Source organism: Ruegeria sp. AL2, from assembly GCF_056540845.1.
Genome location: NZ_JBQFXM010000002.1, coordinates 277,061 through 299,955, shown reverse-complemented (window position 1 = coordinate 299,955; position 22,895 = coordinate 277,061). Strand labels below are relative to the sequence as shown.

The window sequence follows — 22,895 nt, the reverse complement described above, 5'->3', positions numbered from 1 at the left end:
AAGAAATGGGGCGAATACCCCATCCTATCACGAAACCAGCGTCGCGTGGATGTCCATCGCAGCATCCCGGCCTTCAGCAACAGCCGTAACGGTGAGGTCTTCGCCGCCCGCCGCGCAATCTCCACCTGCCCAGACACCAGCCACGGAAGTGCGGCCTGCACCGCTGACAGCGATCTTGTTGCCGTCCAGCTTCAGCCCTTCCGGCGCACCTTCCAGCGTCTGACCGATGGCTTTGAGAACCTGATCTGCCCGCAGCCGGACCGTCTCTCCGGTTCCGGTAAGCTGACCGTTCTGGCTCGAGGTATATTCCAGCTCAATCTCGGTAGCGGCTCCATTGCCGTGTACTGCCACCGGCTGCACGTTGGTCAAAATCTGAACCCCGTGCGAGGCTGCCAGATCCTGCTCGTACCGGCTGGCACCCATGGCGTCGCGGCCCCGGCGATAGGCAATGGTGACGTTCTCGGCACCTAACAACTTGGACTTTACCGCCGCGTCCACGGCAGTCATGCCTCCGCCAATAACGACGACGTTCCGCCCGACAGGAAGCTTTGCAAGATCACCAGCCTGCCGCACGTCCGCGATGAAATCGACGGCATCCCGCACGCCGTCCTTGTCAACACCATCCGCGCGCAGGGCATTGACCCCGGCAAGCCCGATGGACAGGAACACCGCGTCGTAGTTTTCGACCAGACCATCCAGTGAGATGCCTTCACCCAGAACCGACCCGGTTTCAATCGTGATACCACCGATTTTCAGCAGCCAATCGACCTCGGCCTGCGCAAAATTGTTGGTCGATTTATAGGCGGCAATCCCATATTCGTTCAGACCGCCCGGTTTGGGCTTGCCTTCGTGGATCACCACGTCATGGCCCAGCATGGCAAGACGATGGGCGCAGGCCAGACCGGCAGGCCCTGCCCCCACGACAGCAACCGTTTTCCCGGTCGATGCCGCACGTTCAAACGGATGCGCGCCCGAGGACATAAGATCATCTGTCGCAAAGCGCTGTAGCCGTCCGATCTCGACCGGTTTGCCCTCGGCCGCCTCACGAACACAGGCCTCCTCGCACAGTGTTTCCGTCGGACAGACACGGGCGCACATTCCGCCCAGAATGTTTTGCTGAAAGATCGTTCGCCCGGCAGCCTGGGGCTGTCCGGCCTGAATCTGCCGGATGAATAGCGGAATATCGATGTCTGTCGGACACGCTGTCACGCAAGGTGCGTCATAGCAGAAATAACAACGGTCTGCTGCAACTGCGGCCTCATGCGGGGCCAATGGCGGATGCAGATCGGTGAAATTCGAGGTCAGCTCATCGCTTGAAAGCCGCCCCGCGACGATGCCGGGTGCCATCTGGCCCTGTGCCATCACTCTACTCCCTGTAGATATGTTTGTTATGACCTCAGCTTGCCACAAATAAATTTTTTATCAATTGGTAAAATTTGCCAAATGGTCAAAAAATCGAAAATCCGGGCCGTTAAACCCGGATTTATTGGCATTTTAGCTGATTTCAGGGCCGAAAAGCATTCAGACCATTTCACCAAGGTGGCAGGACTTGATCCAGACTCGGGCCCCATCAGGCCCTGCAACAGCCCGCGAGTGCGTTCCGGGAGGCAGGCGCAACCAGTCCCATTTCGAAAATTCTTCCCCCGATTCAGAGAAACTGCCCCTTATGACAAACACTTCCATGCCGTCGCGCGCGTCCAGTTCGACCACGCCCCCATCAGCCCATGTCCGCACAAAAACGTCCTCATGATCATCTTTGAACAGCTGTACGTCAGAATCGCCATTTATCGAGCGACGCACCTCAGTCCGGTCCTGCGGGTCAAACTGGTGCAACTTGACCAGAATGGTTGCGCCCTCGGCAGCGGACGGAGTGTGCGAGGAAGTTGGAGGGTTGCGAACATAGCTGCCGACGGGAAAATCTCCGGTCTCGTCCTGAAATACACCGTCCAGCACCAGATATTCCTCGCCGCCGTCATGGGTATGGGCGGAAAAGGTGCTGCCGGGCGCAAAGCGGACAATGGTTGTTGCGCGGGCCACCTCATCACCAATCCGGTCCAGCATTTTGCGCTCGACCCCTGCTGCGGGAGAAGCGACCCATTCACTTTCGTCAAAGTGTACTGCGACCCGTTTGGTGAAATCCGCATTGATCCGCATGTGTATCCCTTTCTGAAGCAACCCCTGAAAGAAATGGGATCGCGTGATGAAATTTCAAATTATCCGCTTTTGACGCCTTGGGCCGCTTGATGTAATCCGAACGTCAAGGTGCATGGTCAAACACCTGTCGGGAACGGGCATAGATGCAGGCAACGTCACAGAAATTCAACGTCGCGGTCGTCGGTCAAAACAACCGCCTGCAATACGAGGCCCTGCTGTTTGCGGCTTCACTGCGCCATTCTTCACCGCAGTTCGGGGGCAAACTGTTTGTCGCCACGCCCAATCCGGGGCCACGCTGGAAACAGGATCCCCGCATTCAGGACGAAGATGTTCTGAAAGCCCTGAAACAACTGGATGCTGAAATTCTGCCCTTCGACTCGCATGTATTCGGTGAAAGCTATCCCTACGGCAACAAGATCGAAGCGCTGATGGCCCTGCCGGAAGATGAGCCCTTTGTGTTCTTTGACACCGACACGCTGATCACTGGCGAGATCACATCCGTCCCATTTGACTTCGACCGCCCCAGCGCGTCACTGAAAGTTGAAGGGACATGGCCCAAACCAACGCTGTATGGTCCCGGTTTTGACGGTATCTGGCGCGCACTTTACGCCCGGTTCGGGTTGGATTTCGAAAGCTCGCTGGACACCGATCAACCCCATGACCACTGGCGGCGGTACCTGTATTTCAATGCAGGCTATTTCTTCTACAAATGTCCCCGGAAATTTGGTGAGCGTTTTCTGGACTACGCCAGAACAATCCGCGACGAAAACATTCCGGAGTTGACGGGCCAAAACCTTGACCCCTGGCTGGATCAGGCCGCCCTGCCCCTTGTCATTCACTCGTTCGGCGGTGGTCGTGATGTTTTGCCCTCTGGTTTGCTGGACGGATCCGTCAGTTGCCACTATCGCCTGTTTCCCTTGCTGTACGCCCGTGAAAGCGACCATGTGATAGACGTCTTGGAAACCGTCGTCACACCAAACAAGGTCAAGAAAGTTCTCAAGCAATACGAGCCGCTGAAAAAGATGGTTTTGCAGGGGAAAGGCGCTAAAGTCCGCGCCTTGTTTGACCGGGATCATCTGCCACGACGTGAACAGGCCATCCGCAACACGATCAAAAGCAAGGGCCTCTGGCTGCGCTGACAGGATCGTTGTGCGCAAGCGGGCAATGGCCTACAGATTTCGCAAGACAAATTCCAACAGGAGATTTTCAAGATGTCTGACGGTCCCACCTACGGTTTCGACACGTTGCAAATTCACGCGGGCGCCCGCCCCGACCCGGCGACCGGAGCGCGCCAGACACCCATTTATCAAACCACAGCCTATGTGTTTCGCGATGCAGACCACGCAGCGGCCCTGTTCAACCTGCAAGAGGTGGGCTTTATCTATTCCCGCCTGACCAACCCAACCGTCGCCGTTCTGCAGGAACGCGTGGCGACTCTTGAAGGCGGCGTTGGTGCCGTTTGCTGCTCGTCCGGGCACGCGGCCCAGATCATGGCGCTGTTCCCGCTGATGGGTCCGGGTTGCAATGTGGTCGCCTCAACCCGTTTGTACGGCGGCACGGTCACCCAGTTCAGCCAGACAATCAAACGCTTTGGGTGGTCTGCCAAGTTTGCCGACACCGATGATCTGGACGCGGTGAAGGGCGCAATCGATGAGAATACCCGTGCGATTTTCTGCGAGTCCATCGCTAATCCCGGCGGCTATGTGACGGACATTCGTGCACTGGCAGATGTGGCCGATGCGGCGGGCATTCCGCTGATTGTCGATAACACCTCGGCAACACCATATCTGTGCCGCCCGATCGAACACGGAGCGACCCTGGTCGTGCATTCGACCACCAAGTACCTGACTGGCAACGGTACGGTCACCGGCGGTTGCATCGTGGATTCGGGCAAGTTCGACTGGTCGGCAAATGACAAGTTCCCCTCGCTCAGCCAACCCGAACCAGCCTATCATGGACTGAAGTTCCACGAAACGTTCGGACCTTTGGCCTTTACCTTCCACGGCATCGCCATCGGTCTGCGCGATCTGGGCATGACCATGAACCCGCAGGCGGCCCACTACACGCTGATGGGGATCGAAACCCTGTCGCTGCGGATGGAGCGCCACGTGGAGAACGCCCAGAAAATCGCAGCGTGGTTGGAAGCGGATGACCGGGTGGACTACGTCACCTATGCTGGATTGCCGTCATCGCCCTATCAGGATCGGGTCAAAGCTCAGTATCCACGCGGTGCCGGCGCCCTGTTCACATTCGCCGTGAAAGGTGGCTATGACGCCTGTATCAAACTGGTCAATGCGCTAGAGATTTTCAGCCACGTAGCCAATCTGGGCGACGCGCGTTCGCTGATCATTCATTCGGCTTCGACCACACACCGTCAGTTGACCCCGGAACAGCAGGAAGCCGCGGGCGCAGGTCCGGGCGTGGTGCGCGTATCCATCGGGATCGAGGACGTGAACGATCTGATTGCCGACCTTGATCAGGCTCTGGCCAAAGCAACCGCCTGACCATGACCCAGCACGATAAAAACAACCTTGGCCAGCCCATCGGTTTACCGGTTTCGGGTAACTTTCCACGCCCGACACCACCCTATACGCCGATGGTGGGCCGGTATTGTTCTGTCGTGCCCCTTGATGTGAACAGACATGCGCCCGGACTGTTCCGGGCGTTTGCCAAGGACACGGATGGCCACAACTGGACCTACCTGCCCTACGGCCCGTTTGACAGCGAACCTGAGTTCGAAGACTGGGCGCGCGCCAACTGCGTGGACGCGGACCCGATGTTCCATACCGTTCTGGACGGTGATGAGGTACCGTTGGGCATGGCTTCTTACCTCAGGATAGCTCCCGCCGCCGGAGCGATTGAGGTCGGGCATATCCACTTTTCTCCCCTGCTTCAGCGCAAGCCGCAATCAACCGAAGCCATGTATCTGATGATGCGGCGCGTGTTCGATGAACTGGGTTACCGGCGATACGAGTGGAAATGCGACGCGCTGAATGGTCCGTCGCGCAGTGCGGCAGAGCGGCTTGGGTTCACCTTCGAAGGCGTGTTTCGCCAAGCAACCCACTACAAAGGGCGCAACCGCGACACGGCCTGGTATTCAATCATAAATACCGAATGGCCACGCATCCGTGATGCTTTCGAGGCCTGGTTGTCACCCGATAATTTCGACGCTTCGGGCCAACAACGAAAACCGCTGTTGGCCCGCGCGAAGGGTTGAATTCATTCGGAAATCTCGAACACCATCGAGACGCTGACAGACACCGAAACCTCACCACCTGCCACAGGTACACCCCCTGCGTCAGCCATGCTCATCATACGCATCTCGGGCATCGGGCGCACGCCCCCCGTTTGTTCCGAAATCGTTTGCACCGCGCCAAGGGTTACACCCGCCGCCTGTGCCAGCTGCTCGGCCTTGGCCATAGCTTCGCCCACAGCTTGCGCGCGCGCTTGGGCCTCGATTGGTTTGGTATCCTGCACCCCAAAGCTCAAGCCCCCGAAATCGTTGGCGCCATCCTGAATGACCGCATCCATGATACTTCCTAGTTTGGACAGATCACGCACACGCACAAACACGCGGTTCGAGGCAGCGAACCCCGAAATTTCCGGTGTTTCCCCATTCTGCCCGTGCCGCCCGGACCAGACAGGGGAAAGCGACAGATCGCGGGTCTGGATATCGCGGTCTTCAATCCCCATCCCGGTCAGGCGCGCAAGCACCTTCGCAACTGCGTCCGAGGTGGCCTGCATCGCCGCCGAAGCCTCGGCGTTTTCATTTGTCACACCCAATGTGATCGTCGCCATATCGGGGGCAACCTCTATGGTTCCAGTAGCGTCAACGGTGATGCGACGTTCTTCCGCATGGGCAAGTCCAGCGGTCGTTGCGGCCATCATCGCGGCCAGAAAAGCGAATGTCTTCAATGTTATCACTCCGATTTGCTTGGGTTAAAGATGGGTCGGCGATGCATTGCCTTACAAGAGGAGAGTTTGCCTTTTTCTTTCCCTCGGCAAGTTCCTGCTTTAATGTCGGTCTGCGAACGCCAAGGTGTTTGCATTGACGTTGATAATTATGGTTCCTGCGGATTATGAAACCTGCCTTTGCGCTGTCTTTTTCTGCGACCGGAATATCATTGCATCATCACTCGGATGACGAATGGTTCGTTATCGGCTCGATTCCCTTGAATTCGCCGGACTTGTCTGGTCAGATGCAGGTTTTGCGGGAAAACGCTTTTGCGTTGGAAAACGACCTGAGCTGCAAGCTTGTTTTGCCTTCCGAACAGGTTCGATACCTTCAGGTTGCAACCGATGACTTACCCCCCGAAGACACGGTCGAACGTATAGAGAGCGCACTTGCCGACGCAACGCCTTACGCTTTGTCCGAACTCAGCTACGACTATCAAACCGAAGGCGGCACCACCTATGTTGCGGCTGTTGCGCAAGAAACGCTGAGCGAGGCTCGGGCCTTTGCCTCGGACCATGGTTTCGTGCCGGTTTTATTTTGCGCCGAAGAAGACGCAGACGCATTCCCCCGAGAAGCATTGTTCGCAGAGCGTTCGGGCGCATCGGAAACCCGACCAGCAGAGCCACCGCTGTCGGCAAAAAACACAGACCAGCCCGAACCGGCAAAATCCGCCGGGAAACCAGCGCATCCCATTGCAGGCACAGCCGCACCAAACGTGTTTCTGACCCCCGAAACACCTGACAATAAGTTTGCGAATACGAAAGCGCAGGCACCGCGCATTGCGATCCCGGCATTTGCCGCGGCGGTTCTTCTTGGCGGCGCTTTCGGCGTTTGGCTGGCCTTGGACAGCGGTGGAGAAACAGATCAGACCGCACTGAGTCCAACTTCTACCGAGATAGGTGTTTCCGAGCCGGATATCGACGCCCTGCCACTGATAGTGCCCGAAGTTGCGGCAATCACCCCCCCTGAAAACTTGCCGCCTGAGGCTCCACTGGACAGGGATGTGCCCCCCACGCCAGAACCTGCCGAGGCCGAGGCCGAAGCCGTAGAACAACCAGAGCTCACCCCTACCGACGCGGCAATCCTTGAGGCGCTCAAGGTGGCCCCTACCCCGGTAGACCCCATCGCTCAGGACCCCGAGGCAGATGAGGATATCAGCGCTGCCTCCGGTGTGAATGTAACGCCTCCGGCCGCTTTGGACGTGCCAGAAGCCCCGGAACCGGACGATTTGTATCTGACATCGATCGACAAATCCGACCTGTCCAGCGATGCGGTTGCCCTGCCTCCGGCTTCCAGTTTCGATACCGACGAACCCTTTGTTCGGGACGTGCAACATGGCATAGCAGGAGCGCGGTTCAATCTGGATGATCGCGGGCTTGTGGCACCTACACCGGAAGGAACGCTGAACCCTGATGGGATTGTCGTTTATCAAGGCCGACCGTCAAAGGTCCCGCCAGCGACGCCAGTGCGTTTCGAAGATGAACCCGTACTTGACGAGGTCGACGAAAGGCTGGCTGGTCTTCGCCCCAAACCTCGACCCGCAGATCTGGTTGAGAGTTTCGAACGCGGGCAGTTGGGGGGGCGGTCGCTGGCAGAGCTTTCGGCCAAGCGCCCAAAAGCACGCCCGGACAGTCTGCAAGCGCGCACAGAAATCGACGAGACGCCAACCGCGTTGGCCGTTGTCCGTGTCCCGCGCCCCAAGGTGCGCCCGGCGGGTCTGGACACTGCAAAGGCACCCGCTTCTGGTAACTCCAATCTTGGATCAACGGCCGCGCTGGACCAGAGCTCTGACGAATCCGGATCGTTTCAGGCGAAATCGGTCGCCCCCAAGATTCCCACAACTGCGTCTGTCGCCCGGCAGGCCACGATCGATAACGCGATCAATTTGCGTCGCCTGAATCTGATCGGTGTTTACGGCACACCCGCCAACCGGCGCGCCTTGGTCCGGCTTCCCAGTGGACGTTACAAGAAACTGAAAGTTGGGGACAGTATTGACGGCGGCAAGGTCATTGCCATCAGCGACAGCGAGCTGCGTTATCAGAAGAAGGGTCAAAACGTGACGCTGGCGATGCCGCGTGGCTGATATCGGCACTCAAGGCCTTGACCCATTAACTGTAAACAGGCGCGTCGGAGGCGGCAGAACCGCCTCCGACATGTTGGTTTACTTTGATCAAGCCGCCGAAATCTCGCCGCTTTCGATCTGTTCGCGCTCGATGGATTCAAACAGCGCCTGGAAGTTCCCTTCACCGAAACCATCGTCACCCTTGCGTTGAATGAACTCGAAGAAGATCGGGCCAATCACCGTTTTCGAGAATATCTGCAACAGAATACGCGTCTCGCCTCCGTCAACGACGCCTTCGCCGTCGATCAGGATGCCATGTTTCATCATCCGGTCCAGCGGCTCTTCATGGCCGACCACGCGGGTCCTGGACTTCTCGTAATAAGCTTCGTTTGGACCCGGCATGAACTTCAGCCCGTTTTCAGCAATAGCATCGGTCGAAGCGTAGATGTCGTCGCTGCCAACAGCGATATGCTGAATGCCTTCGCCTTTGTATTTCTTCAGGTAAGACACGATCTGCCCGGTCTCGCCGCGGTCCTCGTTGATCGGAATACGGATACGGCCGCAGGGAGACGTCAGCGCTCGGCTGTAAAGGCCGGTAAACTTCCCCTGAATGTCAAAGAAACGGATTTCACGGAAGTTGAACAGGTCGCCATAGAACTTGAACCACTTGTCCATGTTGCCCTTGTAGACGTTGTGCGTCAGGTGATCGAGATAGAAGAACCCCTCGCCCCGAGGTTTTGATTCCTTGATCCAATTGAATTCCTGATTATAGGGCGATGTGTCGTAGTACTGATCAATGAAATAAATCAGCGACCCGCCAATACCCTTGATCGCAGGCACATTCATTGTTCTGTCATCGTGGTCGTAAGGTTCCGCACCTTTTGACAGGGCATGCTCATACGCTTTTTGCGCGTCCACCACCCGCCAGCCCATCGATGGCGCGCAGGGCCCATGTTCGGCCACGAACTTAGCCGCGAAACTGTCCGGGTCAGCATTCAGGATGTATGTGACATCCCCTTGTTGCCAAAGCTCGACAGCAGGTTTTTCCTTGTGGCGGGCCACCAGATCAAACCCCATCTTTGCGAACAGATCACGCAGCTCCTGCGGTTCTGGATGGGCGAATTCGACGAATTCAAACCCATCTGTACCGGCAGGGTTTTCTTCGCTGATCACGGATTTCGGGGCATTGTGCGGGAAAGGACCCATGGCGCGTCTCCTACGAAAACAGGAATTTCTTTGCTGATTCAAAAATACGACTTTTCTGGCGCTGTTTCTGCGCATTGTTTTCGTATAAACTGCAAGATGACGCGCAAAACGCGCATATAAATTGATAAAATCAGGATTTTTCCGCACATGCTGGATGCAACCGACAAGCGACTGCTTTCCGCGCTGCAAAAAGATGCACATCTGACGGCGCATCAACTGGGTGAAATGCTGAACTTGTCGTCCAGTCAAGCGGGACGCCGCCGACAGCGGCTTGAAGTCGAAGGGTACATCACCGGATACGCTGCCCGGCTGGACCCGCTGAAACTGGGCCTGCAGGTGCAGGGGTTTGTTCAGGTGCATCTGGGCACCCATGGCCCCGAGCAATCCGCAAGCTTTGCCCGCATGGTCGACACCCGCCCCGAGATTACCAGCGCATGGACGATGACGGGCGAGGCCGACTATCTGCTGCACATCTACTGTGACGACCTGTCCGCCCTCAACAGCTTGCTACATCAGGTGATCCTGCCGCATCCTGCCGTTGCAAGAGTACAAAGCCAGATCGTAATGGATCAACTTAAACGCGACGCCCCCCTTCCCACCTGAAAAGGTTCCGAGGATACACATGGACGACTTTCTATACCAGGCTTCGATCTATCTGGCAGCGGCTGTCATTGCCGTTCCCCTGTCTGCCAGACTGGGGTTGGGATCTGTGCTGGGCTATCTTGCCGCCGGGATCATTATCGGACCCGTACTGGGACTTGTCGGAGCGGAAACCGAAAATCTTCAGCATGTGGCCGAATTTGGCGTGGTGATGATGCTGTTTCTCATTGGCCTGGAACTGGAGCCACGCGCCCTATGGGACATGCGCGACAAGCTATTGGGTCTGGGCGGATTGCAGGTGTTGCTGTCAACAATCGCGATTGCTGCCGTGGCCATGTACGCCAACCATCCATGGTCGGTCGCCCTGGCGGTGGGGTTGACCCTTTCGCTTTCATCGACCGCGATCGTTCTTCAAACCCTGTCAGAAAAAGGCCTGATGCAGACAAATGGCGGCCGTGCGACATTTTCGGTTCTGTTGACGCAGGACATTGCGGTGATCCCAATTCTGGCTTTGTTGCCACTGCTGGCCCTGCCCGCCATGCCGCGCTTCCAAGCCGATGGATCGATAGACAGGGGGGCCGGAGGTTCACATGGCGCGGGCGATCACAGCCTGTCACTGGTCGAGGGGTTGCCGGGCTGGGCCGTTACCCTGGTCACAATCGGCGCGGTGGTGTTTGTCATTCTGGCCGGTGTCTACCTGACAAGACCGTTGTTTCGCTTCATCCACGCAACCCGTCTGCGCGAGATGTACACCGCACTAGCACTGATGATCGTCGTGGGGATTTCGTTTCTGATGACACTGGTCGGCCTGTCACCTGCCTTGGGCGCGTTCCTGGCAGGTGTTGTTTTGGCCAGTTCTGAATTTAGACATGAAATGGAAAGTGACCTTGAACCGTTCAAAGGGTTGTTTCTGGGGCTGTTTTTCATCACGGTCGGGGCCGGAATAGACTTTGGTTATTTCTTCAACGACCCGCTGGACCTGATTGGACTGGCGCTGCTTGTGATACTTGCCAAGGGGATCATCCTTTATCTAGTGGGCAAGGCTTTCAAACTGCGGGGGCGTGATCACTGGTTGTTCACCCTTGGGTTAGCGCAGGCTGGTGAGTTCGGATTTGTCCTGCTGGCATTTTCGACGAAACAGAATGTTATTCCGCCCAACCTGTCGCAAAAGCTGCTGATGATCGTTGCTCTGACGATGTTGATCACACCTCTTCTTTTCATTGTCTACGACGCCTTGTCAAAGAAGATTGGCGATTCAGCGACCACCCCCGAACCGGACGTGATCGACGAAAAGGGCCCGGTCATCATCGCCGGCATTGGTCGCTTTGGTCAGATCGTCAACCGGCTGGTACGGGCCAGCGGTTTCAAGACAGTCGTTCTGGACCACAATATTGAAACCATTCAGCTGATGCGCCGATTTGGTGTCAAAGGCTTTCTGGGTGATCCCACTCGGCCGGAACTGTTGCGCGCGGCGGGATTGGACAAAGCATCCGTTCTTGTCGCCGTTATGGATGATCACAAGCAAGTCACGCGACTGGTCAGCTATGCCAGACGGCAGCGCCCTGACCTGCACATCATCGCCCGCGCCCGCGACCGGACCCATGTGTACGAGTTGTATCAGGCGGGTGCCAATGACATCGTGCGGGAAATGTTCGACAGCTCGCTGCGTGCAGGTCGCTATGTTCTGGAGAATATCGGGCTGAGTGAGTACGAAGCAGCCCAGGCCGAACAGACGTTTTACCACCACGACCGGAAGTCATTGCGTGATCTGGCCGAGCTTTGGGTTCCCGGACTGCCAACCGCCGAAAACAAAAAGTACATTGAGCGTTCGCAGGCGCTGGAAAAGGATCTGGAAACCGCGCTGCTGGAACTGGCCGAAGAGCACGCGAAAAAATCGGCCTGACCCAAGCCTTTGCCCGAGTCAGGCGCGGGTTTAGCCGTCAGAAACCCCAGCTTCGGCAAAGGTTGCCATGCCGGAATGACAGGCAACGGCACTTTTCAGAATGTTGATCGCCAATGCCCCGCCGGACCCTTCGCCCAACCGCAGGCCAAGGCTCAGCAACGGCTCTTTACCCAATTTCGCCAGCACGGCGCCATGGGCCGCTTCGGCGCTTTGGTGACCTGCCACAGCATGATCCAGCGCGCCATCGGACAGCTTCCACAAACAGGCGGCGGCGGCCGAACAAATGAACCCGTCCAGGATCACCGGGATGCGCAACACCCGCGCAGCAGCAATTGCACCCGCCATTGCGACTATCTCGCGTCCACCCAGACAGCGCAGGATGTCCAGACCATCATCTGACGCGTGTTTGGCGACACCCTCGGCCACGACACGGGTTTTGTTGACCAAACCTGCGTCATCCACACCAGTTCCGCGACCTGTCCAATCGGACGCGTCGCCACCAAACAGAGCACAGGCAATAGCCGCAGCCGGGGTGGTGTTGCCAATACCCATTTCGCCGACCACCAAAAGATCAGATTGCGGATCAACGGCCTGCCAGCCAGTGCGCAACGCGGCTAGCAATTCATCCTCTGTCATGGCTGGGGCTTGGGTGAAATCCGCGGTCGGCTTGTCCAGATCCAGCGCGTGTACATCCATCTTCGCGCCTGCGGCCCTGGCCAACTGATTTATCGCCGCCCCGCCATGTTCGAAATTCATCACCATCTGCACGGTCACTTCCGGTGGAAAGGCCGAAACACCCTGCGCGGTAACACCGTGATTTCCGGCAAACACGATAACCTGAGGCGCACTGATCTGTGGACGGGCGTCCCCCCGCCATCCTGCATACCAGACTGCAAGATCCTCAAGCCGACCAAGCGCGCCGGGGGGTTTGGTCAATTGTCCATTTCGCTCGGCCGCGCCCTGCACCGCTGCGGCATCTGGGCCCGGAGCTCCCGCCAGGACAGCACGGAACGTGTTCAAATCATTCAGTTCAGGCAGCATGAAAGCCTCATTGCATCAGAGTGGTCCTGCGTGTTTAACCGAAGGATCGAAACCAACAAGACCCCGAAAGGCACGGGCGTGCATAAAAACGACACCAAACCGTTTTCCCTGTGGGATGTTCCGCTGGCCCTGGTGCTGTTGACCCGCCTGCCCCTGCCCCGTTTGCCCAAAGCCGTTTTTGCCCGGCAGGCACAATCGGTATGGGCGTTTCCACTGGTTGGGCTGGTCGTTGGCGGGTTGGCATGCCTGACCGGTTGGCTGGCGATGGGGCTTCAACTGCCCCCGTTTGTGGCGGCTTCATTACTGGTTTCAGCGCTGATCCTGATGACCGGGGCAATGCACGAAGATGGTCTGGCTGATACGTTCGACGGGCTTTGGGGCGGTTTCACCGCTGAACGGCGGCTGGAGATCATGAAGGACAGCCAGATTGGAACTTACGGCGTGCTCGCTTTGGTGATGTCGCAGCTTTTACGAGTATCCGCGATTTCTACCATACTTGTCACTGGTCCGATCTGGATGGTGGTTGCGGCTTGTGTATTTTCCCGCGCATTGATGCCAGCACTGATGGTACTTCTTCCAAACGCCAGAACGTCGGGCCTGAGCCATTCGGTTGGTACCCCCGGCGCAGGATCAGCCTGTATCGCTGTGGGCATCGCGATTCTGGTCGCTTTCAGCTTGTGCGGAAGTCTGGCGCTTAACGCGATAGTCTTCGCGACTTTGGTCGTTGCCGTTTTGGGGCTCGTCGCGAAAACCAAGATCGGCGGTCAAACCGGAGATATTCTGGGAGCGTCGCAGCAATTGGCGGAAATCACGTTTCTGCTTACACTCAGCGCCCAGACCTAACGCGACCCCCCTGTTTCAATTCGCAACGTATCGCCGCAATGTTTGCAATGCACGGCGTCTGGGTCGTGCCGGTACAGCCCGCAGCTGGGGCATTTGTGACGGACCTTCTGTGGCGCGAAAATTGCTTGCGCCAGCCGGACGAACAGTGCCACGCCAACGACCATAATGAAGACAGAAAACAGCTTGCCACCCGGTGTGACCAAAGTGATGTCGCCAAACCCGGTCGTCGTGAGCGTCGCCATGGTAAAATACAGCGCATCTACGTAGGGCGTTTGCGCGTCTTCTGGTATAAAAAACACCAAAACGGCCGTCGAGGTGGCAAAGACAAAGACCAGCAGGTTGATCGCTGCGATAACAGCGTCCTCGTGCGTGCGGAAAAAACGGCTGTCGCGCCGCAAATCCCAGAGCAGGTGATATGAATGGATCAGACGCAGGGCGCGTAATATCCGCAGGAAAGCCAGGTTGCCTGTCAAAAACGGATCAAGCACCAGCGAGAGGACGACTACGATATCCGCCACGGTGTAAATCTGGCGCAACAGCTTCCAGCGGTCTTTTGAAATCCAGAGCCGCGCAGAGAAATCCAGAAAAATCAGCACGCCGACCAGTTGACTTGCAACGGTCAAACCTGACCCATGCGGGATGTGGGCCGTCGCGACAAAGAAAATGATTGTCGCCACGTCGAATAGGATCAGCGCATACCTAAACCAAACCGAAACAGGGTCGTGCCCGATATACAGGTATTTCACAGTCTGCTTCATGTCTGTCCGGTAATCCGCTGCGTACACAGTGAAATTAGCGCCACTTGAACAAATCACCAAGCCACGAAAAAGGCCGCCCCAAATTCGGAGCGGCCCGTTTTGTCAAAGTACCTTCGATCAGGCAGCGCGTGAGGTCAGAACTTCGTCCACCTGCTTGGCGGCAGACACCTCGCCAGCGCCTGAAACAGCCGCGACCTCACGGGTCAGACGTTCCAAAGCGGCTTCGTACAGCTGACGCTCGGAATAGCTCTGCTCGCGTTGATCATCGGTGCGGTGCAGGTCACGGACAACTTCGGCGATCGAGATCAGATCGCCCGAGTTGATCTTCTGTTCATATTCCTGCGCGCGACGGGACCACATGGCGCGCTTAACCTTGGCTTTGCCCTTCAGCGTTTTCATCGCCTGGCTGATCACATCGGGCGAGCTGAGCGACCGCAGACCGGATTCGGTCGCCTTGTTAGTCGGCACGCGCAACGTCATCTTGTCTTTCTCAAATGAGATGACGAACAGCTCGAGCGTGAATCCCGCGACATCCTGTTCCTCGATCGAAATAATCTGACCCACGCCATGGGCGGGGTAGACAACATAGTCGTTCGGGCGGAACTCGAGCTTTTTCGACTTTGTCATTCAGTTTTTTCCTTGCTTGCGGACGGGACACGGACAACAAAAACACCACATGCGGGGACTGTCTCAGCCCCGTCAGGCGGCGATATTGTCACAAATTCAATACTCCAAAGTGAGCATACTTACGGAGCGCATCCCAATCTCGGTCATCATGTGGGGTGGAGTATATCACAAAATTACGACTCCCGAAAGTTTACCTTACGGGAATTTTTCATATTTAACCTGCGTTCAACAGGTTGTGCCGTGATCTTTATGTCAAAACAGGCCGTGTGGAACGAATCACTCAGCCGCCTTCTCCGGGCGCTTCCGAGAAATACTTCTCCATTTTACCCTCTTCACCGTCACGCTCCTCTGCGTCGGGCAGCGGGTCTTTCTTGGTGACGATCACCGGCCATTGTTCGGAATACTTGCGATTGAACTCGACCCACTCCTCCATACCCGGCTCGGTATCGGGGCGGATTGCATCGGCGGGGCACTCGGGCTCGCACACTCCGCAGTCAATGCATTCGTCAGGATGAATGACCAGCGTGTTTTCACCTTCGTAGAAACAGTCCACCGGACACACTTCGACACAGTCGGTGTATTTGCAGGCGATACAGTTTTCGGTGACTACATAGGTCATGGTCGGATTCCTGTTTGCGGTTTGAGCGACTAGCTAATTCAGTCTGGCCCGCTCTTCAAGACAGGATCAGTGATCTTCCGGGCGAGAAAGATCAATAGCGCGTCGATCTTTCTTGGTTGGCCAACCTTTTCCCTCGAAACCTGGATTTACAAGAGGCGCTTCCTGCTTTTCGGTCATATCAAAGTACAGAGTTTGCGCCTCGGGCGCCGGACCGCGGCGTTCCCCCAGTTTTTCCACACGTATGACGCGGACGATGCGACCCTGCGAGAAGGTCAGAACGTCACCGGGGGCCACGGCCTGCGCCGGTTTCAGCACCCGGTTTCCATTCAGCCGGACATGGCCGCCACTGACCTGTTTGGCGGCAAGGCTGCGGGTCTTGAAGAACCGCGCCTGCCACAACCATTTATCGATCCGCAGTTTGGCCTCGGCCATCTTGCGTCAATTACCGTCCTTCAGACCCATAAGCGCTGCGGCGAACGGGTTGTCGGGATCAATGGCCTTTTCTTTTTTCGGTGGCCGTGACGAGAAGGTCTTGGCCCCTTGCGGCTTTCCGCCCTTCTTGCCGTGCGGTTTGCCACGGCCCTCCTGCGGTTTGCCCCGCGGTTTCCCCTTGCCCTGCCCCGGCTCGCGGCGCGGACCACGGTTCGGCTGACGCTGACGACCCCAGGTGAAGGTGTAAAACACTTCGACCTCGGGTTCATCCGACGCAGGTTCCGCGACCTGACCTTCTGCGACAGCCTCGGCTGCCGTCTCGGTGCTTTCGGTGGCCTCGGCTGCCTCCTCTGCGGGCGCGGCGACCTCTTCTGATGCCGCGTCAGGTGCTGGCGTCTCGTCGATAACGGCTTGTTCAGCCGCCTCTGTCACAGGCTGCTCAACCGGTTCCGGTTTGACCTTGCCACGCTCGCCGCGTTCGGCTTTGTAACCCAGCCCTTGCATCAGGTCAGCAAACTGTTCAAGCGTCATACCAGTGATCGACAGCATATCCGGCTTGGCTTCGAACCCGCCACGGCTGTCTTCCGCACGAAGCATATCGGCCAGACGTTCCAGCATGTCGATACGGATCGATCGGTCGCCCGCATCGCGGTAGCCGCACATGGTGTCGTAACCCTGCGGTGCATCCTTGGCGACCGGCACAGTCACCAACCCAGGAGGCGGTGCTTCGGGGAATTCCTGCAAACCGCCATACAGCGCCCACAGCACCAGACGCAGACGCGTCGGTGCGGGCTTCAGCAAGAGCGGCATGAAGATGGTGAACTGGCCAAACCGGATACCATGCTTGCGTAATGCGCCACGTGCGTCCTGATCCAGATCCTTGACCTCTTGCGCGACGCCGGCGCGCGGCAGTACGCCCAGCGCCTCGACCATGCGGAAGGCAAACCCTTTCGCCAGCCCGTTGAGCTCCTCGTCGCGCGACAGATTCAGCAGCGGCTCGAACAGCGCAGCGATCTTGCGGTCGATGAAATGCTGCAACCGGCGCCGCACCTTCTGTTCGACATCCGGACCGGCGGCCTCGTCCACAAAAACCTCGACCACAGGCTTGAGAGGTTCGGACCCGGCAACCAGTTTGCCAACGGCATACTCGCCCCACATCAGGCCGCCCTGATCGGTGAAATCAATTTCGGTATCGGGCGCATTGTAGAAGCGATCGGCACGCAGATGGAATTGCGGCGCGAGTGCTTGCAGGGATGCCGATTTGAGCGCTTTCGCCTCGGTTCCTTGCGCGCTTTTGTCCGGACTAAACCGGAACCCTTCCAGACGACCGACGAATTCTCCTTCGACGGTCACTTCACCCTTGTCATTTACTTCGGCCAAAAGGGCCTCCTTCTGTTTGAGCCGCCGCAACAAAACCGATGTACGCCGGTCCACAAATCTTTGAGTCAGACGCTCATGAAGTGCGTCAGACAGTCTGTCTTCTACAGTGCGCGTTTCGTCACGCCAATGTGATTCGTCACGCACCCAACCGTTTCGTTGCGCAACATATGTCCAGGTGCGAATATATGCCAACCTTTTGGATAACGCATCGATATCCCCATGGGTTTGGTCAATCCGCCGTATCTGCCGGGCCATGAAATCATCGGGAATACTGCCGCGTTCGTGCAGGTGGCCATAGATCACTTCCAACAGGCTTGCGTGCTCTGCATGGCTGATGCCGCGAAAATCAGGGATTCTGCACACATCCCACAGCAATCGAATGGATGGACCGTCACTTGCGCGGGCGACAATCTCGGCCTGTTGTGACAGCGATTTCAACACATTCAGGTCATCAGCAGGGCGGGCTTTGATCAGGTGTTCGTCATTTGGACTGACTTCAAGCGAGTTGATCAGTGCGTCAATCGAACCAAACCGGAGAGCGGCATTCCGCCAGTTCAGCTTTTTCATCGGCGTGAACCGGCTGTCCATGATCGCCTGCGCGACACCTTCGTCCAGCGGCGGTGCCTCTCCGGTCACGCCAAAGGTGCCGTCCGACATCCCGCGCCCGGCCCGACCGGCGATCTGGGCCAGCTCATTTGGGGCCAGCGGACGCATCCGCCGCCCGTCGAATTTGGTCAGGGATGAAAAGGCAACGTGGTTAACATCCAGGTTCAGGCCCATGCCGATAGCATCTGTGGCGACCAGGTAATCAACCTCACCATTTTGATAAAGCTCCACCTGAGCATTCCGCGTCCGCGGGCTGAGGGCACCCATGACCACCGCCGCGCCACCTTTCAGGCGGCGCAGAAGCTCCGCGATGGCATACACATTTTCGACCGAAAATCCGACAATAGCGCTGCGGGGCGGCATCCGGCTGAGTTTCTTCGAACCGGAATAGACCAGCTGCGACATCCGTTCGCGCCGGACAAACTGCGCCTCGGGCACCAGCGCGGCAATCGGGCCACGCATGGTGTCAGAGCCAAGAAAAAGCGTCTCGTTTGTTCCGCGCGACCGAAGCAGGCGATCCGTGAAGACATGGCCGCGCTCGGGATCGGCACACAGCTGGATTTCATCAATCGCCACGAAATCCGCACCCATACCTTCGGGCATCGCCTCGACCGTGCAGACCCAATACTGGGTCCGGGGGGGTACGATCCGCTCTTCACCGGTGACAAGCGCAACAATCGACGGCCCGCGGATGGCGACGATCTTATCGTAGACCTCGCGCGCAAGCAGACGCAGCGGCAGACCGATGACACCTGTTCGGTATCCCAGCATCCGTTCGATTGCATAGTGGGTTTTACCTGTGTTCGTAGGGCCCAGAACGGCCACTATTCGGGATGACCCGCTCACCTTTGCCCCCTGCCCGGACCTTATAGCGCTGCGCCGTCGATCTGCGGCTTCAGTCGATTCACCGCATTGGTTACTTCTTCGTGGTGGGGATGTATAGCCAATGCTCGTGAATAGGCGTCGTAGGCTTTGTCAGGTTGTCCGATAACCTCAAAGATCAGGCCCAGACCATAGATTGCCTCGTAATTGTTGGGGTTCAGGGTCAGGGCATGTTCCAGATCGGCTGCGGCCATGCCAAACCGTTCGATCCCGAAAAGGGCCGAAGCGCGCAGGTGCCAGCCTTCAGCGAATTCGGGCGCATGATCCGTCAGGGCGGTCAGGTGTTCCAATGCCGCACCTACGTCGCCGTCATCCAGCGCTTCACGGCCACGCTCTAGCAGCAGATCAGCCGATGCTGAACCGGACTGCGCCCACAGGGCTTGCAACTGCCGATCCAAAGCGATGGCCTGATCGGGCGTCGATTGGGCAAGTTGTTGCAGCAATTCGCCCTCGTTCCGCGAATCCGCCTGTTGCGCGAGGCAAGTGGAGGAAATCGTGACTAGGACAAAAAGTGCCGCGACGATACCTTTGAGATTGTGGATTGCAATGCTCATAACAATAATCAGTGTAGCGTTGCGACCGGGGATGTCCATTCACGGCGCACTAACAATATGAGGAAAAACATGAGCGAGATACTTGAAAAGGCAGCTGCCGCGCTGAATGAAAAACTGGAAGGCGGCGCGTTTGATGCCTCGGCCAAGTTTGATATCGCCGATTTGGGTGCCATTGTCCTGGATTCCAACGGCGCGCGGGTCAGCGACGATGACGCTGATGTCACCCTAAGCGCTGATGCCGACACGTTCGAACAAATCCTCAGCGGTGAATTGAACCCGACAGGTGCGTTCATGTCCGGCAAGCTGAGCATTGATGGCGACATGGGTGTTGCCATGAAACTTGCATCGGTACTGGCCTGATGGAGTTCTCGCCGGCCCCTTTGTTTGAAGACGTGGCCGGCGGCCCCGCCGGTGGAAAGGCCCACTGGTTGATAACGTCGGATCAAAAACGCATTCGCGTTGCTCACTGGCTTCCGGACGGAAAGGTACATGGCACTGTCATGATGTTTCCTGGACGCACGGAATACATTGAGAAATACGGCACTACTGCCAGCGAATTCACCGAGCGTGGGTTCGCCATGCTGGCCGTCGACTGGCGCGGTCAGGGTCTTGCAGATCGATTGCTGGACGATGCTCGGGTCGGACATGTCGATCATTTCACCGATTACCAGCAGGACGTTCAGGTCACTCTGAAACTTGCAAGCGCGCTGGATCTGCCAAAACCATGGTACGTGGTCGGGCATTCGATGGGCGGTGCAATCGGGTTGCGTGCCGTCATCGAGAAAGGATGTTTTGCCGCTTGCGCGTTCACGGGCCCAATGTGGGGAATTTTCTTCACTCCGGTCATGAAACCCCTAAGCCGCGTTACGGCCTATTGGGGCACAGCGCTTGGCCTGGGCGAACGAACGCCCCCCACCACAACACTCAAAAGCTATGTCCTGTCGCAACCTTTCGAGGGAAACATGCTGACCCGCGACCCGGACATGTACCGGATGATGCAGGATCAGTTGAATGCACACCCAGAACTCGCGCTTGGTGCCCCTTCAAATCTGTGGCTGCGCGAGTCGCTGGATGAATGTGCTTGGTTAATGGAGCAGACCGCCCCTCAGACACCCTGCCTGACATTTCTGGGCAGCCATGAGCAAATCGTTGACCGCAAGGCAATTCGTGCGCGCATGGCCAATTGGCCCAACGGAACGCTGATCGAAATTCCGGATGGTGAACACGAGGTACTAATGGAAGCACCCGAGGTTCGGGGGCCGGTGCTGGACAAGATTGCGGCGCATTTTCTGGCCAATCAGGCCAATGGCGCACCCGAGCTGGTTTCCTCGTAAACCCTTTCACCTTTGGGATTGGCCGCTTGTGATCCGGGCGCGCCAGCCCTAGATGTTTGCAAAAGCAGTCTACTAAAGGTGATCCATGCGCGACCTTCCTTACCCTGTCCGTGACGCGAACGCAATCGGTGGCTCCGGCAATCTGGGCAATCTTCCGGAATGGGATCTGAGCGATCTCTACACCTCGGAAAACGCACCCGAATTAGCGCGCGATCTGGATTGGCTGGAAGGCGAATGTGCCGCATTTGCTGCCGATTACGAAGGCAAGCTGGCCGATCTGGAGGCCGCAGACCTGCTGACCTGTGTGCATCGCAACGAAAAGATCAACGCCATCGCCGGGCGTGTCATGTCCTTTGCAGGTCTGCGCTACTACCAACTGACCACAGACGCAGAGCGCGCCAAATTCCTGTCGGATATGCAGGAAAAGATCACGATCTTCACCACTCCGCTTGTGTTCTTCACGCTCGAGATCAACCGGATCGAAGACGATGTTCTGAAAGCTCATTTTGCGGCCAACACGGATCTCGCCCGCTACGAACCTGTGTTCCGTCGCATCCGTGCAATGAAGCCCTACCAACTGTCTGACGAGCTGGAAAAATTCCTTCATGATCTGGGGGTTATCGGCGACGCGTGGGAACGTCTGTTCGACGAAACGATTGCCGGACTGGCATTTCATGTCGACGGTGAAGAACTGAACATCGAAGGCACCCTGAATCTGCTGACGGAACAGGACCGCGCGAAACGTGAGGCCGCGGCGCGTGAACTGGCATCGGTTTTTCAGGACAACATCAAAACCTTCGCCCGCGTTCACAACACGCAGGCCAAAGAGAAAGAAATCGTTGATCGCTGGCGCAAGATGCCGACCGCTCAGACCGGGCGTCACCTGTCGAACGATGTCGAGCCAGAAGTGGTCGAGGCCCTGCGTGAGGCGGTCGTGGCCGCCTATCCCAAACTCAGCCATCGCTATTATGAGCTGAAGCGCAAGTGGCTTGGACTGGACGTCATGCAGGTCTGGGACCGCAACGCGCCCCTGCCCATGGAAGACACGCGTATCGTGAATTGGGAAGAGGCCAAAAAGACGGTGATGAACGCGTATGATGCCTTTGATCCCCGCATGGGCGAAATCGCGGCGCCTTTCTTCTCAAAAGGATGGATCGACGCGGCGGTGAAACCGGGCAAAGCGCCGGGGGCCTTCGCCCATCCGACAGTTACGGATGTCCACCCCTATGTGATGCTCAACTATCTGGGCAAGCCGCGCGATGTGATGACGCTTGCTCATGAACTGGGTCACGGCGTCCATCAGGTGCTGGCCGCAGGCCAGGGCGAGATGCTGTCATCCACCCCGCTGACGCTGGCGGAAACCGCCTCGGTCTTTGGTGAGATGCTGACCTTCCGCAAGATGCTGGAACAGGCCGAAACCCCGGAACAGCGAAAGGTTCTGCTGGCTGGCAAAGTCGAAGATATGATCAACACGGTGGTCCGACAAATCGCCTTCTACGACTTTGAATGCAAGCTGCACGCTGCCCGACGTGAGGGCGAGCTGACCCCGGATGACATCAACGCCCTTTGGATGAGTGTACAGGCCGAAAGCCTTGGCCCCGCATTTGAATTCATGGACGGGTACGAGACCTTCTGGGCATACATCCCGCACTTCGTTCACTCGCCCTTTTACGTCTATGCCTATGCCTTCGGCGACGGCCTCGTGAATGCGCTTTATTCTGTTTACGAAAGCGGCGCGGATGGGTTTGAGGACAAGTATTTCGACATGCTGCGCGCTGGTGGTTCGATGCACCACAAGGAACTGCTGGCCCCGTTCGGTCTGGACGCCAGCGACCCCAAGTTCTGGGACAAGGGCCTGTCGATGATCTCAGGCTTTATCGACGAGTTGGAGGCGATGGAGGGCTGAGACGCCCTCGACAGAGGGCGGCGACATCTGCCT

General features: G+C 57.4%; 21 protein-coding genes. 10 read left to right on the top strand and 11 right to left on the bottom strand.

The annotated features are described in order from the left end of the window. Positions 1-27: 27 nt before the first annotated feature. Both ACR0ID_RS05370 and ACR0ID_RS05365 read right to left on the bottom strand, forming a co-directional pair. Positions 28-1,362 (bottom strand): NAD(P)-dependent oxidoreductase, encoded by a 1,335-nt coding sequence (locus ACR0ID_RS05370; protein WP_480476634.1) that lies wholly within the window; start codon positions 1,360-1,362, stop codon positions 28-30. A 159-nt stretch (positions 1,363-1,521) separates the two neighbouring features. Beyond that, positions 1,522-2,154, bottom strand: a complete 633-nt coding sequence (locus tag ACR0ID_RS05365; RefSeq protein ID WP_480604241.1) for a cupin domain-containing protein — start codon at positions 2,152-2,154, stop codon at positions 1,522-1,524. A 143-nt stretch (positions 2,155-2,297) separates the two neighbouring features. On the opposite strand from ACR0ID_RS05365, the gene ACR0ID_RS05360 reads away from it, so the two are divergent. The 3 genes from ACR0ID_RS05360 to ACR0ID_RS05350 all read left to right on the top strand — a co-directional run bounded on the left by ACR0ID_RS05360 (position 2,298) and on the right by ACR0ID_RS05350 (position 5,371). Next, positions 2,298-3,293 (top strand): hypothetical protein, encoded by a 996-nt coding sequence (locus ACR0ID_RS05360; protein ID WP_480604239.1) that lies wholly within the window; start codon positions 2,298-2,300, stop codon positions 3,291-3,293. Positions 3,294-3,365: 72 nt separating this feature from the next. After that, on the top strand, positions 3,366-4,658 hold the full coding sequence (locus tag ACR0ID_RS05355) for an O-acetylhomoserine aminocarboxypropyltransferase/cysteine synthase family protein (protein ID WP_480604237.1): 1,293 nt from the start codon (positions 3,366-3,368) through the stop codon (positions 4,656-4,658). 2 nt (positions 4,659-4,660) lie between these two features. After that, positions 4,661-5,371: a GNAT family N-acetyltransferase gene (locus tag ACR0ID_RS05350; protein WP_480604235.1), complete on the top strand. Its 711-nt coding sequence runs from the start codon at positions 4,661-4,663 to the stop codon at positions 5,369-5,371. 2 nt (positions 5,372-5,373) lie between these two features. On the opposite strand, the gene ACR0ID_RS05345 is transcribed toward ACR0ID_RS05350, so the two are convergent. Further along, on the bottom strand, positions 5,374-6,078 hold the full coding sequence (locus ACR0ID_RS05345) for an SIMPL domain-containing protein (RefSeq protein WP_480604233.1): 705 nt from the start codon (positions 6,076-6,078) through the stop codon (positions 5,374-5,376). Positions 6,079-6,233: 155 nt separating this feature from the next. On the opposite strand from ACR0ID_RS05345, the gene ACR0ID_RS05340 reads away from it, so the two are divergent. Next, positions 6,234-8,192, top strand: a complete 1,959-nt coding sequence (locus tag ACR0ID_RS05340) for a hypothetical protein (RefSeq protein WP_480604231.1) — start codon at positions 6,234-6,236, stop codon at positions 8,190-8,192. An 87-nt stretch (positions 8,193-8,279) separates the two neighbouring features. Here the strand turns inward: ACR0ID_RS05340 and hppD are convergent, their stop codons facing one another. After that, a complete protein-coding gene (gene hppD, locus ACR0ID_RS05335; protein WP_480476620.1) occupies positions 8,280-9,377 on the bottom strand; it encodes a 4-hydroxyphenylpyruvate dioxygenase in 1,098 nt (365 codons plus the stop codon). A gap of 147 nt (positions 9,378-9,524) precedes the next feature. Between hppD and ACR0ID_RS05330 the strand changes: the two genes are divergently transcribed. Then, the gene (locus tag ACR0ID_RS05330; protein WP_480553259.1) at positions 9,525-9,980 is read left to right on the top strand and encodes an Lrp/AsnC family transcriptional regulator; all 456 of its coding nucleotides are present in this window, start codon (positions 9,525-9,527) and stop codon (positions 9,978-9,980) included. 19 nt (positions 9,981-9,999) lie between these two features. Continuing rightward, positions 10,000-11,880: a monovalent cation:proton antiporter-2 (CPA2) family protein gene (locus ACR0ID_RS05325; protein WP_480493394.1), complete on the top strand. Its 1,881-nt coding sequence runs from the start codon at positions 10,000-10,002 to the stop codon at positions 11,878-11,880. Between the two features lie 30 nt (positions 11,881-11,910). Here the strand turns inward: ACR0ID_RS05325 and cobT are convergent, their stop codons facing one another. Next, on the bottom strand, positions 11,911-12,921 hold the full coding sequence (gene cobT / locus ACR0ID_RS05320; RefSeq protein WP_480537630.1) for a nicotinate-nucleotide--dimethylbenzimidazole phosphoribosyltransferase: 1,011 nt from the start codon (positions 12,919-12,921) through the stop codon (positions 11,911-11,913). A 78-nt stretch (positions 12,922-12,999) separates the two neighbouring features. Between cobT and cobS the strand changes: the two genes are divergently transcribed. Next, positions 13,000-13,764, top strand: a complete 765-nt coding sequence (gene cobS / locus ACR0ID_RS05315; protein ID WP_480604227.1) for an adenosylcobinamide-GDP ribazoletransferase — start codon at positions 13,000-13,002, stop codon at positions 13,762-13,764. Here the strand turns inward: cobS and ACR0ID_RS05310 are convergent. The 6 genes from ACR0ID_RS05310 to ACR0ID_RS05285 all read right to left on the bottom strand — a co-directional run bounded on the left by ACR0ID_RS05310 (position 13,761) and on the right by ACR0ID_RS05285 (position 19,622). After that, the gene (locus ACR0ID_RS05310) at positions 13,761-14,522 is read right to left on the bottom strand and encodes a potassium channel family protein (protein WP_480604225.1); all 762 of its coding nucleotides are present in this window, start codon (positions 14,520-14,522) and stop codon (positions 13,761-13,763) included. The genes cobS and ACR0ID_RS05310 overlap by 4 nt on opposite strands. Positions 14,523-14,639: 117 nt before the next feature. After that, positions 14,640-15,149 (bottom strand): CarD family transcriptional regulator, encoded by a 510-nt coding sequence (locus tag ACR0ID_RS05305; RefSeq protein ID WP_050603638.1) that lies wholly within the window; start codon positions 15,147-15,149, stop codon positions 14,640-14,642. 280 nt (positions 15,150-15,429) lie between these two features. Further along, on the bottom strand, positions 15,430-15,768 hold the full coding sequence (gene fdxA / locus ACR0ID_RS05300; RefSeq protein ID WP_170616129.1) for a ferredoxin FdxA: 339 nt from the start codon (positions 15,766-15,768) through the stop codon (positions 15,430-15,432). Between the two features lie 66 nt (positions 15,769-15,834). Beyond that, positions 15,835-16,200 carry an RNA-binding S4 domain-containing protein gene (locus ACR0ID_RS05295; RefSeq protein ID WP_480604223.1) on the bottom strand — a complete coding sequence of 122 codons (366 nt, stop codon included), beginning with the start codon at positions 16,198-16,200 and terminating at the stop codon, positions 15,835-15,837. A gap of 6 nt (positions 16,201-16,206) precedes the next feature. Then, positions 16,207-19,032 (bottom strand): helicase-related protein, encoded by a 2,826-nt coding sequence (locus tag ACR0ID_RS05290; RefSeq protein ID WP_480604221.1) that lies wholly within the window; start codon positions 19,030-19,032, stop codon positions 16,207-16,209. A gap of 20 nt (positions 19,033-19,052) precedes the next feature. Then, a complete protein-coding gene (locus ACR0ID_RS05285; RefSeq protein WP_480604219.1) occupies positions 19,053-19,622 on the bottom strand; it encodes a tetratricopeptide repeat protein in 570 nt (189 codons plus the stop codon). Positions 19,623-19,691: 69 nt separating this feature from the next. On the opposite strand from ACR0ID_RS05285, the gene ACR0ID_RS05280 reads away from it, so the two are divergent. The 3 genes from ACR0ID_RS05280 (at position 19,692) to ACR0ID_RS05270 (ending at position 22,862) form a co-directional block, all read left to right on the top strand. Then, the gene (locus ACR0ID_RS05280; protein WP_480516666.1) at positions 19,692-19,982 is read left to right on the top strand and encodes an SCP2 sterol-binding domain-containing protein; all 291 of its coding nucleotides are present in this window, start codon (positions 19,692-19,694) and stop codon (positions 19,980-19,982) included. Continuing rightward, entirely contained in the window at positions 19,982-20,956 is a 975-nt protein-coding gene (locus ACR0ID_RS05275) for an alpha/beta hydrolase (protein ID WP_480604217.1), read from the top strand. The genes ACR0ID_RS05280 and ACR0ID_RS05275 overlap by 1 nt, the downstream gene beginning before the upstream one ends. Before the next feature lie 85 nt (positions 20,957-21,041). Then, positions 21,042-22,862: a M3 family oligoendopeptidase gene (locus ACR0ID_RS05270; RefSeq protein ID WP_480604215.1), complete on the top strand. Its 1,821-nt coding sequence runs from the start codon at positions 21,042-21,044 to the stop codon at positions 22,860-22,862. Positions 22,863-22,895 lie beyond the last annotated feature (33 nt).